At 43.4% G+C, this 13,964-nt stretch carries 10 protein-coding genes; all 10 read right to left on the reverse strand.

The features are described from left to right. Positions 1 to 5: 5 nt before the first annotated feature. The 10 genes from ACTXGH_RS03920 to gspG all read right to left on the reverse strand — a co-directional run bounded on the left by ACTXGH_RS03920 (position 6) and on the right by gspG (position 13,677). Complete coding sequence (locus tag ACTXGH_RS03920; RefSeq protein WP_439295551.1) at positions 6 to 4,064, reverse strand: pilus assembly protein; 4,059 nt, start codon at positions 4,062 to 4,064, stop codon at positions 6 to 8. A gap of 55 nt (positions 4,065 to 4,119) precedes the next feature. After that, entirely contained in the window at positions 4,120 to 5,085 is a 966-nt protein-coding gene (locus ACTXGH_RS03925; protein WP_299189553.1) for a PilX N-terminal domain-containing pilus assembly protein, read from the reverse strand. An 11-nt stretch (positions 5,086 to 5,096) separates the two neighbouring features. Further along, positions 5,097 to 6,149, reverse strand: coding sequence for a PilW family protein (locus tag ACTXGH_RS03930; protein ID WP_439295550.1), 1,053 nt, complete (start codon positions 6,147 to 6,149; stop codon positions 5,097 to 5,099). Further along, positions 6,149 to 6,721: a type IV pilus modification protein PilV gene (gene pilV, locus ACTXGH_RS03935; protein WP_439295549.1), complete on the reverse strand. Its 573-nt coding sequence runs from the start codon at positions 6,719 to 6,721 to the stop codon at positions 6,149 to 6,151. The genes ACTXGH_RS03930 and pilV overlap by 1 nt, the downstream gene beginning before the upstream one ends. Continuing rightward, positions 6,721 to 7,227, reverse strand: coding sequence for a pilus assembly FimT family protein (locus tag ACTXGH_RS03940; RefSeq protein WP_439295548.1), 507 nt, complete (start codon positions 7,225 to 7,227; stop codon positions 6,721 to 6,723). The genes pilV and ACTXGH_RS03940 overlap by 1 nt, the downstream gene beginning before the upstream one ends. 297 nt (positions 7,228 to 7,524) lie before the next feature. Then, on the reverse strand, positions 7,525 to 8,325 hold the full coding sequence (locus tag ACTXGH_RS03945) for a ComF family protein (RefSeq protein ID WP_439295547.1): 801 nt from the start codon (positions 8,323 to 8,325) through the stop codon (positions 7,525 to 7,527). A 36-nt stretch (positions 8,326 to 8,361) separates the two neighbouring features. Then, positions 8,362 to 9,780 (reverse strand): phospholipase A, encoded by a 1,419-nt coding sequence (locus ACTXGH_RS03950; RefSeq protein ID WP_439262159.1) that lies wholly within the window; start codon positions 9,778 to 9,780, stop codon positions 8,362 to 8,364. Between the two features lie 298 nt (positions 9,781 to 10,078). After that, positions 10,079 to 12,289, reverse strand: coding sequence for a protein-disulfide reductase DsbD (gene dsbD, locus ACTXGH_RS03955; protein WP_439295546.1), 2,211 nt, complete (start codon positions 12,287 to 12,289; stop codon positions 10,079 to 10,081). Between the two features lie 48 nt (positions 12,290 to 12,337). Continuing rightward, entirely contained in the window at positions 12,338 to 12,907 is a 570-nt protein-coding gene (locus tag ACTXGH_RS03960; RefSeq protein WP_439295545.1) for a protein-disulfide reductase DsbD domain-containing protein, read from the reverse strand. Positions 12,908 to 13,152: 245 nt separating this feature from the next. Continuing rightward, complete coding sequence (gspG, locus tag ACTXGH_RS03965) at positions 13,153 to 13,677, reverse strand: type II secretion system major pseudopilin GspG (protein WP_439295544.1); 525 nt, start codon at positions 13,675 to 13,677, stop codon at positions 13,153 to 13,155. Positions 13,678 to 13,964 lie beyond the last annotated feature (287 nt).

The following is a 13,964-nucleotide window of genomic DNA, read 5'->3' on the forward strand; positions in this document are numbered from 1 at the left end:
TTATCCTAGTCAGAGGACTTTCGATACCAGCGCTGGGTGTCAAGCACATAGCCGCTCGTATTACCGAATATACCTGCTGATCCCATACCATCTGTATCAGAGGGTCTGCCGCTGCCATTGACATTATGCGGTAAGACGTCGGGCGTGGTATCCAAAAAGCTTCTATCACCGTAGCCACTACGATTTTGATCGACAGCTTGTTCGGAGAATGTTTGGTTGCCTATCAGGACTTGCACATTGGTAAAGTCTTTACTAAAAGCGCCTAGTGATAGCTCTTGTATGCCTTTACCTGCACGTACAAACCCGCCTGTGCCATTTTTGGAAGTATCATCTTCACAGACTCCCCACGGCAAGCAATACAATTGACGCTCAGAGCCACCAACTACTTGAGCTGAGCAGGTATTGACGGTCGTGTCATACTGCATCTCGGGGCTATAGGCGGTCATATAGTAAATACCGCCCATCGCTAAGCCATCTCCCATGCTTTTGACGTGTTTGATGTTTGAATAACCATCAAAATAGGTCAACGGATAGCTCCAGCCTTGCAAGACACCGTTTTTTAGGGCAGATATCACCCCAGACTTGGTTTTTGGTATTGGGGAAACAATGTCTGTAGGCGTCGTTATCTTGTCGAAAGGTAGTGATGCCAAGTCATTCAATGTCAGATCGTCTGCTTCTAAAGCGATATTATTACCGTATAAGTTTTGATCGACGATATCTCTATCTATGATGCCAAAGACTCGATTGGACTCTAATAGGCTATTACGATGACGTGATAATGGACTACTACGATCTCCTGAGGCGATATTTACTACAGCTATACGCTGTGTATTGGCACCATCAGGCTGAAAGAAGCTGACTGATGGCTGGGCGTAAAATCGGTATTGTAGACCTTTATTGACCAATAACTTTGAGGTCAAATCACTAATGCTATCACCACTGGTATTTAGCACTCGTACGACGCGGCGCACAAAGGTATTGAGACCTGTACTTGAGCTGATGCTTTGACCGTTCTGCAGATCGACGCGGTATAACTGACCGCCCAAATCTCCGAAGTATAAATGATCAATGAGTCCATCGTTGTCACGATCTAGCGTCGTAATTTCACTGACGATACTATGCTTCATAGAGGATACGCTGACGTTTTTGCCACCTGTCGTCGCGCCTGATATCGAAGCAATCAGCGCTCCTGTATCTGCATCGGCAATATATATCGCATTGCCTTTTGCTTGAGCAATACTGCTACAGCCTTCAATATTATTGGTAATAGAGTTTAGTTTAAAGGTAGGGTCTTCATAACATTTGTCATAGCCACCAGCGAAGATGATGACGTCTTTGATAGCGTTTTTACCAGCGCCTATCTTGACTTTACCGACGACAGGCTTTGACATAATCATACCCATACGGCTATAGCCTGACGTTGTATCATTGATCGTAAACAGCTTGCTTGGCTTGGTCATCGTGCTTACGTCGAGCCCGTATAGGCCTACCCCACCTTTGCTCAAGCCGCCATATACTTTCATACTACTGGCAGAGACAGAACCACTACCATCAGCAGCGAAGCTATATTTGTACTCGCCCGTTGATGTCCATGGCGCATCCACCCCAAATACTGGCGTTTTTGTCTTCGCATCGGTATTTATCGCTGCATCTTTTAAGGCTTTTAGTTGGCTTTTTATGAGTACCTTTGGGACAAAAGCGAGGGCTTCTTCACCAGTTGCAGACTTTGCCAAATGCAGCGCGCCTTCCATAGAACCAAACATCACGTAGTCATTACGATCACTTGGGTCGGTGGAGATTTGACCTGCATCAGCATCGATGACGCCATTGCCATCGCTGTCTTTATCAGGTGAGTTGATATTGCCGCCATAGCTGACTACGGTTGGCTTGGAATGTAGTACCCCGCCCAAGACCTTAACGTCGCCGCTAGGAGAGGTAATCAGCTTTGCAAGCTCAGTTTCTTGATTGCCAGCTGCGTTTATCTTATTGATTAAAGCGGTATCAATATTGATGTCATAGCCCAAAAAGCTAAGTAGATATAGCTTCTCTGCTGCGCCATAGCTGCTATCTAATTCATCAAATCCTACTAACTTACCAGCAGTCACTGCTACTTTTTTAAGTCCAGTGCCACTCTCGACATAGACGGCGCGAGTAGTATTATTGGCGGCGGTTGGTGACTTTAGTTGTGCGTAAAACCCGCCTGCGGTGATGCGATCATTAACATTGATCGTATTACCATTACTATCGACACTTTGATAGTTTTTGGTGCTCCATAGATCACGAGCATTTGGATTTAGATCTGCTGGGAACTTTTTCCCTGTTGTATCGATATTACCGTCTTTATCGATGTTGACGTATAGGCGTGTATCAGCAGTGGTGCCCTTTGCGGACTTACCGTATAGCGTACCTTGATTGACTTCATACTTCTTTAGGTTGCCTGGCCATACCATAAGATTAGAGCCTACTTTGGGCTCAAGCATCGGCAGATAAGCATAAGGTTGAACGTTTTGTGCACTTAATGGATCTTGAGGAATGGTAATCGTGCCCGAGGGTATACTGGCTAACTCGTTATCGAGCTTGGTCACAAAGGACAACACACTATTGACGATGTCTTTTGAGTCCTTGGCATAATAAAAGCCACCCTCACCAAAGCCGCCCACACCAGCATAACCGTTAAAGCCTGTCTTGGTATCCTTAGATTCCATACCTAAATTACATGAATTCTGCGCATCTTTATTGGTTAATAGATCACAGCGGTAGTACTTTTTCTCATAAGGCGTGCCATCATGCAGAGTTGCTTGTATTGACTGGTAATTATCAGAATTATTAAAAACATCAAAACTACTACCAAAACCTACCATAGCCGTTTTAATGCCTTTATCATTTAATGCCTTAGCATAGTCACCGATACAATCCCAGCGTGCGTTACTCCCAGCAGCAGCACCCGTATTGTTCATTAAACCGCTACATTGAAAACTTTGATTGGTCAGCGTTGCATTCATTATATACTGAGTATAGTTTGCTCCGTTGTTAGGCTCACCATCTGTCAACATGTATACACCAGTACCAGCACATTGTGAGCTTTCTGGCTTGATATAATTGTTGTTGTTACGAATAACACCATCGTTGGTCGTGTTCAAAAAACCGCTATAGGTACTTGTACCTGCAGCAGTAGAAGTACCCATTACATAAGCGCCTGCTTCTGCAAAGGCCCTAGCAATCGGTGTACCACCACTAGGAGATACATCTGCTACGTATTCTCTTATGTCCTCTTTTTGATCATCATTTAAAGGCTTAGCAGCAACGCCTATCTTTCCATAGCGCGCATTATTGTAGCCATACGCGCCTGCACCCATACTGACACTACTGTCCATTCTCGGGTTACGAAGCAGTTTAAATACGGCGACCTTTAACGCACTCATTCTATCCAAGCGCCAGTTGGTTGGTACATCACGCGCAGCAATCTCAGTGACCGTGCGGGTATCTTCAGTACTAGTGTCTATACAATAATTGATGTTATAGCTCTCGCCATCATCGTTACGGGACTCACTGATAAAGTTTATCTTAACATTTGAGTTATTTGTTTCCCGATAATAGCAAGGTTTATTGTTATCGCCTTTTAAATTAGGTGTTTGATAGTTGTAGGTTACATTGGTAGGCACAATAACAGTATAATCTCTGTAATACCCTCGAGTACATTTCCCTTTCCAGTTATATTTAGTACAAACAAACTCTGTTCTTGTTTGTTCTCTATTTTCTACTATTGTAAAAGGGTCGTATTGATAATCTTTGCTACCATAGTCATCCCATAAGCTTCTACTGTCCATACTGCCTGACTTATCAAGCATCAGCATAACTGTGGGTTGAATCTCGCCCACAGGAGGTTGGTAGATCGACAGATCTCCCAAAGTGTTATAGCTTGCAACCCCTCTGGCGTCATAACTAACTGCCGCTTGAGACTTGGTAGCCATACCAATAGTAGATAATGCCAATGTAAGCGCTGTGACTTTAAACAACGTCTGAGGAGTACAGGGTTGTACTGATAATGAATTGAGCTTTTTCATGTTGTACTCCTTGGAGTGTAAGTATTGTTACAAGACAGCATAGAGCTTCTTTGGCTTAGTTTTTTGAACCTGTTGCGCCAGCGGCTTTGGGCGTACCAGATGCAGTAACATTTAATAGCTTTTGACAAGCGTCGCTAAACGCATTGTTTGCAGTACCTTTGCCGTAGTCCAAGCATTTTTTAGAGGTCAGTATATTCTCAAGCTTGACATCCTCTACTAGGGTCGTCGCTGGGACCCCAATACGCGCTAAACACTGCGTCAGTGTCTCATCGTAATACTTGGTGATGTCTTTATCGTCTTTGTCTTTAGCGCTATAGCCAAAGTCAGCAGCGTTTTGATTGGGTTTTTTTAGACATTCTAGGATGTCGCTCTCTTTTGCTTGCGTAAGTCCAGGTAAGAACGAGCTACTAAACAGACGAAAGTTCGGTGAGCTACTAGCAACGTTAGTCGTGGTGATGGTCTGCTCTAAGGGTACAAACTCAAAAGGCCCTGCCGCTACCATATCGCTACTAGGCCGAGTGACCGCTACTTGCGTCATCACGTTGTTGCGTGCGCTACTAAAATCTTCTGCTTTACTGACACGGCAAAACCCGCCCGTATTTGAAGCGCCTGTCGTCAGCTTACTACCACCGCTTGGATCAATCACGGTTGCTTCATTCATTCTAAAAAAGTAGTCGGCGCGCGGACGATAACAAAATACAATTTGATCCCCGCGATTCTCTTCTGCTCCAATGTTCATAAAGTAACCAAACATACCAGCTGAGCTAAGCGCTAGGTTTTTTTGAGTCACTGCGTCGGCATCAGTTGTGTCTACATTGATAAGCTGCTCGATACTTTTATTATTATTGTCTGCTGTGTTCAGTAGCAGTGCATCTGCTTGATCACTCGTTGCAAGTTTTAAGTCTGTCGTACTGCTTCTTACTGCTATAACGCCTGCTAGCGTAATAAGAACTAAAAATAATAAAACCACAATCAAGGCGACACCTTGCTGATGAGTAGGCATAGACAAATGCTTTTTCATAGTATTTCGCCTTATATTGAGGGTTTCTGTCTTGCGTTTCGCAGCGCAATTTCATTTTGAAAAATAAAGCGTAAGTATTTTTTTTCTACATCGGTTGCATCCGTTTTTAGAGCGACATCATTACCCAAAACGGTAAAATTATTAGATAGCTCTGAGGTTTGGACGACGTTGTTGGAGCGTATGATGCCGCCCACTTTTACTGATATAACATCTGGTTTGTCTGTCAGATCAGTGTATTGTTTGACCGTGTAATAGCGTATGTCATCAGCCTCTTTGGTGCCGAGCAAGATATCGAAGTAATCCATATTTTGAATAACGACGACGCCTTTATCGCCGAAGTCTTTTATCCGGTTTTTGGCGGTCAATACAGTAGCAGGCTTGTCTGCTCTACCTTGCTCTTTATAGTCATCCATATCTTCGGTAATGTATTTGCCAGCGTCACAATATAAAGAGAGTTGATTGGGTTTGGAGGCATCTTGAGCATTTAAATAATAGCGCTCTATAATGATTTGGCCATCAATGACTTTTTTGACTTTATTAATATTAACTTCTCTTGGACCCAAAGCTGCCCTACCTTCACAGTCAAACATATTCTGCGGCGCTCTAAACTGTATCGTTAGCTGTCCGCTTGGTGTGTCTGTCGCAGTCATCGCTGACCATTGATTGCCTGAGCCTTTCGTTGTTACATCGCCAGTATTGGTTAGTAATGTCAGAGGTATTTCTTTATCACCATCCAACTTTATGTTTTTTAGGTTGCCAGCTTGGGTCAACACCACCCCTGCCCCAGCATTGGTATCATTGATAGTGTCTGCCAGTCCCAAGTTAGCCAGTCGTATATGCTCTTCTAGCACAGGGATACCAAAGACGCTTGAGTCAATAATGCTTGAGCCTGCTTCTTGTAGAGTGACCGATCTAACATTGGCAATATAGACTTGCATTACCGCTGCTGATATCAATAAACCCAATACTAAAGAGATCATCAGCTCCACCAAGGTAAAACCTTGCTGAGTTGGCGGTAGCGTATTGGTAGGCTGTTTGGATAGATGACGATGTATAGTAGACATCAATAAGCCTCCATAATAAAACATGAGGCGCTAGGCTTATAAGTGCCGTTGGCATCCGTACAAGAATACTTTTCGTCATTCATAGTCGGTTTAGTCTGACTCCACGCTGCAATGATACATTGGCGCTCATTCATATCATTGGTATCTGTACAGACCTCCATATTCAGCGCGATTTCTTTTTCACAAGCAGCGACGAGAATGATGCCAACATTATGGTTGACCATCTCATCGATACTACAGTCGTCCGTATTACAATCAGGAGCTGCAGTACTATAAGTTTTGACATCTTTACAGTAGGCGCTTATGTCGTAATCGCTATTTACTTTTTTACTGCTTTTATAAACGCTATTTACCTGCTCTCTATAGATTGGACCAGTATTTGGTAGTATGCGCATACTCTCTGACAAAGACTTCATAGTAGATATAGAGCGAGTACGCATCAGGCTCTCATCAGTCGCTTTTATAGCGCTCATTTGCATAGCACTAAAACCCAATACCGCCACTGTGAGTAGCAGCAGCGCTACCATAACCTCGATTAAGCCCACACCTGCCTGAGTCGTTTGTGTCTTCATTAGCAGCTCCCAACGGCCGTAATATTGATATTAGCGATACTGTTAAGGCTGACTTGCCTAGGAGTCTCACTAGTAGAAGCATCATCGCAAACGGTATAGCTAACGCTGGCGCCACCAGCCATGACTTTATTAGGCTGAAAGGTAACTTCAGTGACCGTAGTAGGAGTAATCTCTTGATTGATTGTGCTTTGAGAGGCGATATTATAGGTAGACAAAACGGTACTACTGTCGTCCTGTAAGGTGATGGTCTTGGGCGTGCTACTGTCGTATACCACTGTGATGTTTTGCCGGCGTATGATACTTTCAGCTTTCGCTTCTTTAAGCGCACTCTCTATGGTTGAGACAGTTGACTTTACTCGCTGATTGGCTAACTGGTTGCTGATATTGGGCGCGGCAATGCTTACAATGATCGCCAGTACAGCTATCGTTATCATTAGCTCAATCAGGGTAAACCCTGCGCTGGTTGCTGGTCGTTGGTAAGATGAGCTGTACAAAGATGCATCCACATCAATATCCTATTAATAACAATCATACATAATGACAACGACCAGTTTATTTATATAAAGAATAGACACTACTTAGCTAGTTTTTTGTTTATTCTTAAATACTGTTGCAATATTCATTCCAGTGTGATGGTATCAGCAGGTAATGCTTTAGAGCAGACAACCCACGTGATAAATGAATTTATCAATGAAATAGTTATAAGAGTCGACATAAGAATGGACAATGTAGCATAGATACATTTCTGTATCATTAATAATACATAAAAATATCTTTAAATATTATTTATTAACATTATTTGTCTAGGTGTCGTGACTGCCGTGCGCAAGTGCATAGGCTGATATATGGTAAATATCAGAGACAGGCATGTTTTTATCGTGGAATGTACTTTGATTTATAGGATGGGTCTGACTATAAGAAGATGACTTGGCAGACAGTGTTCGAGCCAGTGCTTGTAGACTTGCTCCTGTGGTCGCCACATCATCAAATAGCAATATACGTTTGACAGGCGGCAATGTCGTCAACGTAAAAGCATCGTTTAGGTTCGTTAGGCGTTCTGCACGCGTTAGGCCTTGTTGACTAACAGTATGATCAATGCGCTGGACACCTTGCCAGATAGGTATATTCCAATGCTTGGATAAATATGCAGAAAGAATAGTCACCGGATCAAAGCCGCGCTCAACTAGGCGATTGGCGGTGGTAGGCATGGGTAAGATGACACTATTTTGGCTATGGCAGCCGGCTGGTCTTGGGAGCTGACGCAATACATGTACCAATAAAGGCAGTTTGGTCATGTCCTCTGAATGTTTAAAAGCTCGAATGGCTTGGCGAATTGGATAGTCGTAATAAGTAGCAGCTTGGATAGTAAGAGAAGCACCTGCGGCAATATCTACAGTAAATACCTTGGGGAGCCACGCGATATAATCATGACAGCGTGCACATAAAATGCCTTTATATAAATAACGCCGTATATGATTGTGAAGCGATGGGGCTGCGCTGCTGGGTATGGAAGCTGTACTACGATAGACATGACATAGCTGACAGCGTAAATTTATATACTCTGCCAGCCATAGGCCGCTTTGATATGGTGCTAAGCGCTGCATAAATAACGAGGACACTTATCTATAATATTTAGCGAATTATAGCCCTCTCCAGTCATTGAGCATTATCCCAACACCGATAGCGGTATTTTTATGGTTGTAGTCGATGATGGACTCACCATAACCATGGAACAGCTGAACATAACCATTGACGTTGTTGGACAATGGATAGATATAATCGACTTGCGCTGCGCCTTTTTCTGTCTTTGGGTTATAACGCAAAGTACCGCTGACACTGTGTTTGTTTGGCAAGTCATATAAGAACTTCATATCACCATAACCCAAGAAATCTTCGATATCTGGGTTATCATCCGTGTCGCCACTCTCGGTACTGACTCGCGTCCACAGTCTTGGTACAATCGCAAACTTACCCCATTCAGCACCAGCCATAAGATAGGCACGGTTCCATGAACGAGACAAATTGTCAGACTGACCGTTTGAGTGATGCGAAGCTCCCGCCCCTAACATACGCAAGCGTCCGCCAAAAGGTAAGTTTGCTGTGACAGGCTGAGTTACAAATACCTCTGGCTCATAGTCAGTTGCTCGAAACGGACGAGAGTTGTCTTCATTGTAGACCTGCCAATGCGACTGCTGCGTATAGCCAAACCACATATCGGCATTGGTATCGAATAAGTCCTCTGCGACCTTAGTCTTAATAGATACTTGCAGTTTTAGCTCAGGTACTCTTAGCTCATTGGGACTAAAAACCTCCTCATCTCGAGTCGGCGTGCTTGGACTACGGTTGGGCTTGGCATTTAAAAATAATGGCAATAAATACATAGGACGGTGTGGACGCGCTGACCAAGTCCCGCGCTCACTGTTTTGGTCCAAATCATAGGCCAGACTCAGCGGTGTGTATTTTTCGATATCGCTTTGAGTCACGCCGACATCATCTAATATCTCGGTTTGTGTCTTGTCTATCGCGGCCTTATTTGTTCCATTATTGGAAGACAACTGATTGGCAATGAGTACCGTATCCGCAGCTGCTACAGTATCACCCTGCATCTTAGTCATATCTTCTGCAAGTACCACCTGCGGCTCACCCGAAATGGTACTTTTAATGGTGCTTGCCAAATCTAATGGTTGCTTAGTCGTGGTATAGCTTGGCGTCTCGCCTTGCTCTGCAACTTTGTCAAAACAGGCCAGTCGTGCAGCGGCCGTACGTACTTGCGTACATTCAAAAAACAATTGTGCTTGCTGTGCGACAAAAGCATCGTTAGACAGTTTTTGATTATCAACGTTTGGTGTCTCTAACTGCTCAACAGTAGCTTCCTGCACGTCTATAGCTAATTCATCATTTATCTGATTGTTATCTACCGCATGCACTTGCATGGTAAAACAACTCAGTGCCACGCCAACTGCTATGCTCAAATGGGTTTTGGTTACTGTGTGCTTAGTAGCTTGAGAAACAAAAGCAAGGCCCATCATCTGACGCTGCAAAGCTGTATGAACAAACATAAGTGTCCCTTGTGTTAATTGACACGATGGTCAATAAATTATCTACGATGACTAAAATCAAACTTGATCGGTAAAAAGCAACTACGGTATTTTATTAGTACAACTTAACTATTGTTGCTTTAGTGTAATAAATATAACCGCATTATACTAGAGTTATTTGTCTTTAGTACAATGTTAAATAACAAGAATTTGTCTCTAACAAATCTTTAAGCGTACGCTTGGCAAGTAAAAAGAGCCAGTCACTGTGTCATAACAGTATACTGGCTCTTTTATCGTGTGGACTTTTATTAATGCTGCATTATTTGTTGAGTGCAGTTAAAGTCTCTTCAAACTTTGAGCGTCCAATCTCACCAACTTGCTGATTTATCAATTGTCCATCTTTGTAATACAACAATGCTGGCGGACCAAATAGTTGGTAGCGCGCCAAAATTGCCTTTGAGTCTGGAGTAGTTTCAGTGATATCAAGCCTGATCAGCTGCCAGTCTTGCATCTGCGCTGGGCGATTATGAAACAAGTTTTTATCCATAATACGACATTCGACACACCAATCAGCCGTCACATCCACGATGACTTTGGGATTTTCGACAATGATTGTATCTAATTGCGCAAGTGTCGTAATGTGCTCATCGTTTGCATTACTACTACCAACCGCTTGACCACTATTCGACTGTAGCATCGTCGGTGCAGCGCTCAGTGACGCTAACGGATGGAGACTATCATCGTTGCCAAGTGCTGCCCCAATTATCAAGCAAGCGGCCCAAATACCAGTCACTAGACCAAGTGCTTGGGTAAACATTCGGCCACGACCCAGCCAGCTCCATGCCCATGTCGCCACTACCATAAACCATAATGCCCATACTAACAGCATTATAGGCGATACAAATACGCGCTCAATTAATAACAGCGCTACTGCAAATAATAATAAAGCAAAGCCTTGTTTGACCCAGTTCATCCACTCGCCAGCCTTTGGTATGATTTTGCCTTGAGTGGCACCAATCAAAATCAGCGGTGCTGACAAACCAAAACCAAGCATAAATAAGGCGGCAAAACCAAGTAACGGACTACCAATAGTCGACACTGCAAGCAAGGCGCCAAATAGTGGCGCGGACACACAAGGCGATACGACCAATGCTGATAAAAACCCAGCAATGAGGCTACCTCCCGTACTACCAAGCTTACTGTCACCCGCTTGACTCAAGCCTTGCATCTTACTACTAATGGCTCGTGGCAGACGAATAGTAAACACTCCCAGCATATATAGCGCTAATAAGACAAAAATAATAGCAAAGCTAATCAAGATAATTGGGTTTTGTAGCCAGCCAATAATGCCTAATGACTCGCCAAACACCGCGATGACTGCACCCAAAATACCATAGGCAGTAGCAACCCCAATGGCATAACTGGTGGTCAATATTACGCCTCTTTTTACTGTTGGGTTTTTCTCACGTGCCACGATATTGGCGACGATAGGCAGCATCGGTAGCACACAGGGGGTTAGTGCTAAGCCTAAACCTGCTAAAAATAATAAACCTAATGCCAACCATGGATGCGAAGCAAGACCAAACGGATCAGTATCGACTAAACTATCCTCGTTGACAGTAGAGCTGCTGGCATTGCTGGCCGTGTTGTTATTGGTCGTATTGCTATCAACCGTACCGCCACCGATGACATTGGTATCTGCTCCAGAAATCGTATTGGTTGTAAGCTCGTCATCTAAAGAACTGTCATCTAGTAAGGCATAGTCAATCACCTCATCATCTGTCTCTACTTGCTGTGCTGTAGGCGTAGCATTTTTTATATCAGTTGCAGTCGCTGTGTCTGCTGTCGTGGCAGCACTCATAGCAGCTTTGACGGTAGAGTCTGTCGTCTGATCTTGAGAAGACGTACTATTGCCACTCGCTGCAGTCTGCGGGGTAGTCGCAGCGATATTGACAGTAGTATTTATCTTTTCAGGCGGGTAACACAGTCCCGCTTTGGCGCACCCTTGCCAGCCAATAACTACTGCAGCATCGTCCACGCTTTTGCCATTTGTACTATTTAACGTCGTGGTAGCAACCATATTGGCTTGATCAAATACGGGCACACGACCAAAGGTGGGATCATCAATAGAAACAGCCGTCTGATTAAAAGTAAATGGCGTCGCAGTTATACCAGCAGGCAAGGTAAGCTTTATTTTATCTTTATAGACATAGTGCTCAGGCGTGATGTCGAAGTTGATCGATAACTGCGTCCCTGTCGCGACAGGCTTACTGACACTACCCACCTGAAACGCTTGATCGACGGGTAAAAACTTTGGCTTCGCTGAGCTTTTATTATTACCAAACAAATCACCCAAGCTAACAGCTTGAGCTGTCATAGATGTGGCGGTCAGTCCAGTAGCGACCAATCCAGTAGGTAGTAGTCCTGTCAGCAATGAGCTACTGCTTAAAGCAAACGCTAACAGATAAGACTTTTTGGAAGAACGATTTTTATAGGAGGATGGAGGTTTTTCTGGTGTCTTAATGGACATAAAGGACTGCCTATTGATTACTAATACTGACATCGACTCGGTCGATATTTACTTACGTTGTGCTGCGATATCAACCGTGGTTCTGATTTTCTCTGGCGGGTAGCATAATCCAGCTTTGGCGCAGCCTTGCCAACCGATCACGAGCGGTGCATTCTTTGCCCCTTTGCCATTATTGGTCGTAAGTGTCGTCGTCGCTATCATATGCTTTTGAGTAAATACTGGAACCTTGCCAAAAGTTGGATCATCGATTGAGACTGGTGATTGGTTAAACGCAAACGGCGTTGCGCTCACCCCTTTCGGGAAATTTAAAGTAAGCTGGTTTTTGTAGACGTAGTGACCTGGCGTGATATCAAAGGTGATGGATAAACGCGTGCCTTTGGATGTTGCATTGGTAATGCTATCAACTTGGAAAGCTTTATCCACTGGTAAAAACTTCGACTTTGTAGCACTATTATTACCAAACAACTCACCTAAACTTGCTGCCTGAGCAGTCATAGCAAGCATTGAAGAACCCATCATCATTGAGGTGCTCATGATAGCAAGTGTAAGCGCATTAGACTTTTTAGAAGTGCGTTTGGATACTGCGACTGATTTTATTATTGGTGTTTTGATTGGCATGAATAATTACCTTTAATTGCTGCTTTCAATAAACGAGGGCTAAAATCTAACTATTCTGGCGATGGTATTGGTATCAAACGAAAAGACTGTAATGTTAAAAACTTTAGTATGACAACTTATATAAGAACGGCGCTAACTTTCGTATTAATAAAAAATATCAACCAATAATGTCTTATTGGTTGATAATAGTTACGATCCAGTTATCCGTTTCTGGCCGTTATTACTGAGTACGCTAATGTCTCTATTTATAGTTTTGCATAGATGTCAGCGTCTTGACCTTCGCCGCCTTGTTGACCATCTGCACCCAACGAAAATAAATCATAAGGGCGACCTTCACTACCTGGAGAGACATACTGCAGCTCATTTTCCCAACCATCAGTTGGATAGCCACCTTTGATATAACCCCCTTCAGGATAATTCTTCGCGTCCGCAGGCGGTGTGCTCAGCGCTTCCAAACCCTGCGCTGTCGTTGGGTAGCGTGAGTTATCTACCTTATACATATCAAGCGTATTAGATACGGTCGATAAGGCCGTTTCTGTCGTTTTAACCCGCGCTTTGTCGCTCTGGCCCACGACTTTTGGCACGACCAATCCTGCCAAAATAGCCAAAATGACAATGACAACCATAATTTCAATCAGCGTAAAGCCTGACTGGCTAACGTTCACTGCCGTCCGTTTATTGATGACGTGTACGTTATTTATATCTGCATGAGATTGTATACTTTTCATAGGGTGCTGCTTTGCTGCTTTGGTTGGGGTTTTATCACTCATAATCATCGCTTTTATCATTACCGTTATACACAAATATCAAGACGATTATCACTATAGACTATGATTGTATATTTATCTACTAGCGCACTTTGATTTTAAATTTTGATTTTAAGTTTTGGATTATCGCTGTCCCTACTTATAGGTACATAAACCTCTATATATGTATAAACGTCACTGTTTATAAAGGTCACTATAGCCCAAATAATCAATGAACGACAGTGTATTTGCCTATCATTGATTAATATACAACAGTAAGCAAAACTTAAGAAACCTGCTGTAAGGTTAAA

Origin of the sequence: Psychrobacter sp. 1Y10, from assembly GCF_052259005.1 — a bacterium.
In the GTDB taxonomy this organism is placed as follows: Bacteria; Pseudomonadota; Gammaproteobacteria; order Pseudomonadales; family Moraxellaceae; genus Psychrobacter; species Psychrobacter saeujeotis.

What these genes read in the sequence shown, in the direction of transcription:
- ACTXGH_RS03920 (WP_439295551.1), bottom strand. Translation starts at nt 4,064, where the DNA reads ATGAAAAAGCTCAATTCATTATCAGTACAACCCTGTACTCCTCAGACG.
- ACTXGH_RS03925 (WP_299189553.1), bottom strand. Translation starts at nt 5,085, where the DNA reads ATGAAAAAGCATTTGTCTATGCCTACTCATCAGCAAGGTGTCGCCTTG.
- ACTXGH_RS03930 (WP_439295550.1), bottom strand. Translation starts at nt 6,149, where the DNA reads ATGTCTACTATACATCGTCATCTATCCAAACAGCCTACCAATACGCTA.
- pilV (WP_439295549.1), bottom strand. Translation starts at nt 6,721, where the DNA reads ATGAAGACACAAACGACTCAGGCAGGTGTGGGCTTAATCGAGGTTATG.
- ACTXGH_RS03945 (WP_439295547.1), bottom strand. Translation starts at nt 8,325, where the DNA reads ATGCAGCGCTTAGCACCATATCAAAGCGGCCTATGGCTGGCAGAGTAT.
- ACTXGH_RS03950 (WP_439262159.1), bottom strand. Translation starts at nt 9,780, where the DNA reads ATGTTTGTTCATACAGCTTTGCAGCGTCAGATGATGGGCCTTGCTTTT.
- dsbD (WP_439295546.1), bottom strand. Translation starts at nt 12,289, where the DNA reads ATGTCCATTAAGACACCAGAAAAACCTCCATCCTCCTATAAAAATCGT.
- ACTXGH_RS03960 (WP_439295545.1), bottom strand. Translation starts at nt 12,907, where the DNA reads ATGCCAATCAAAACACCAATAATAAAATCAGTCGCAGTATCCAAACGC.
- gspG (WP_439295544.1), bottom strand. Translation starts at nt 13,677, where the DNA reads ATGAGTGATAAAACCCCAACCAAAGCAGCAAAGCAGCACCCTATGAAA.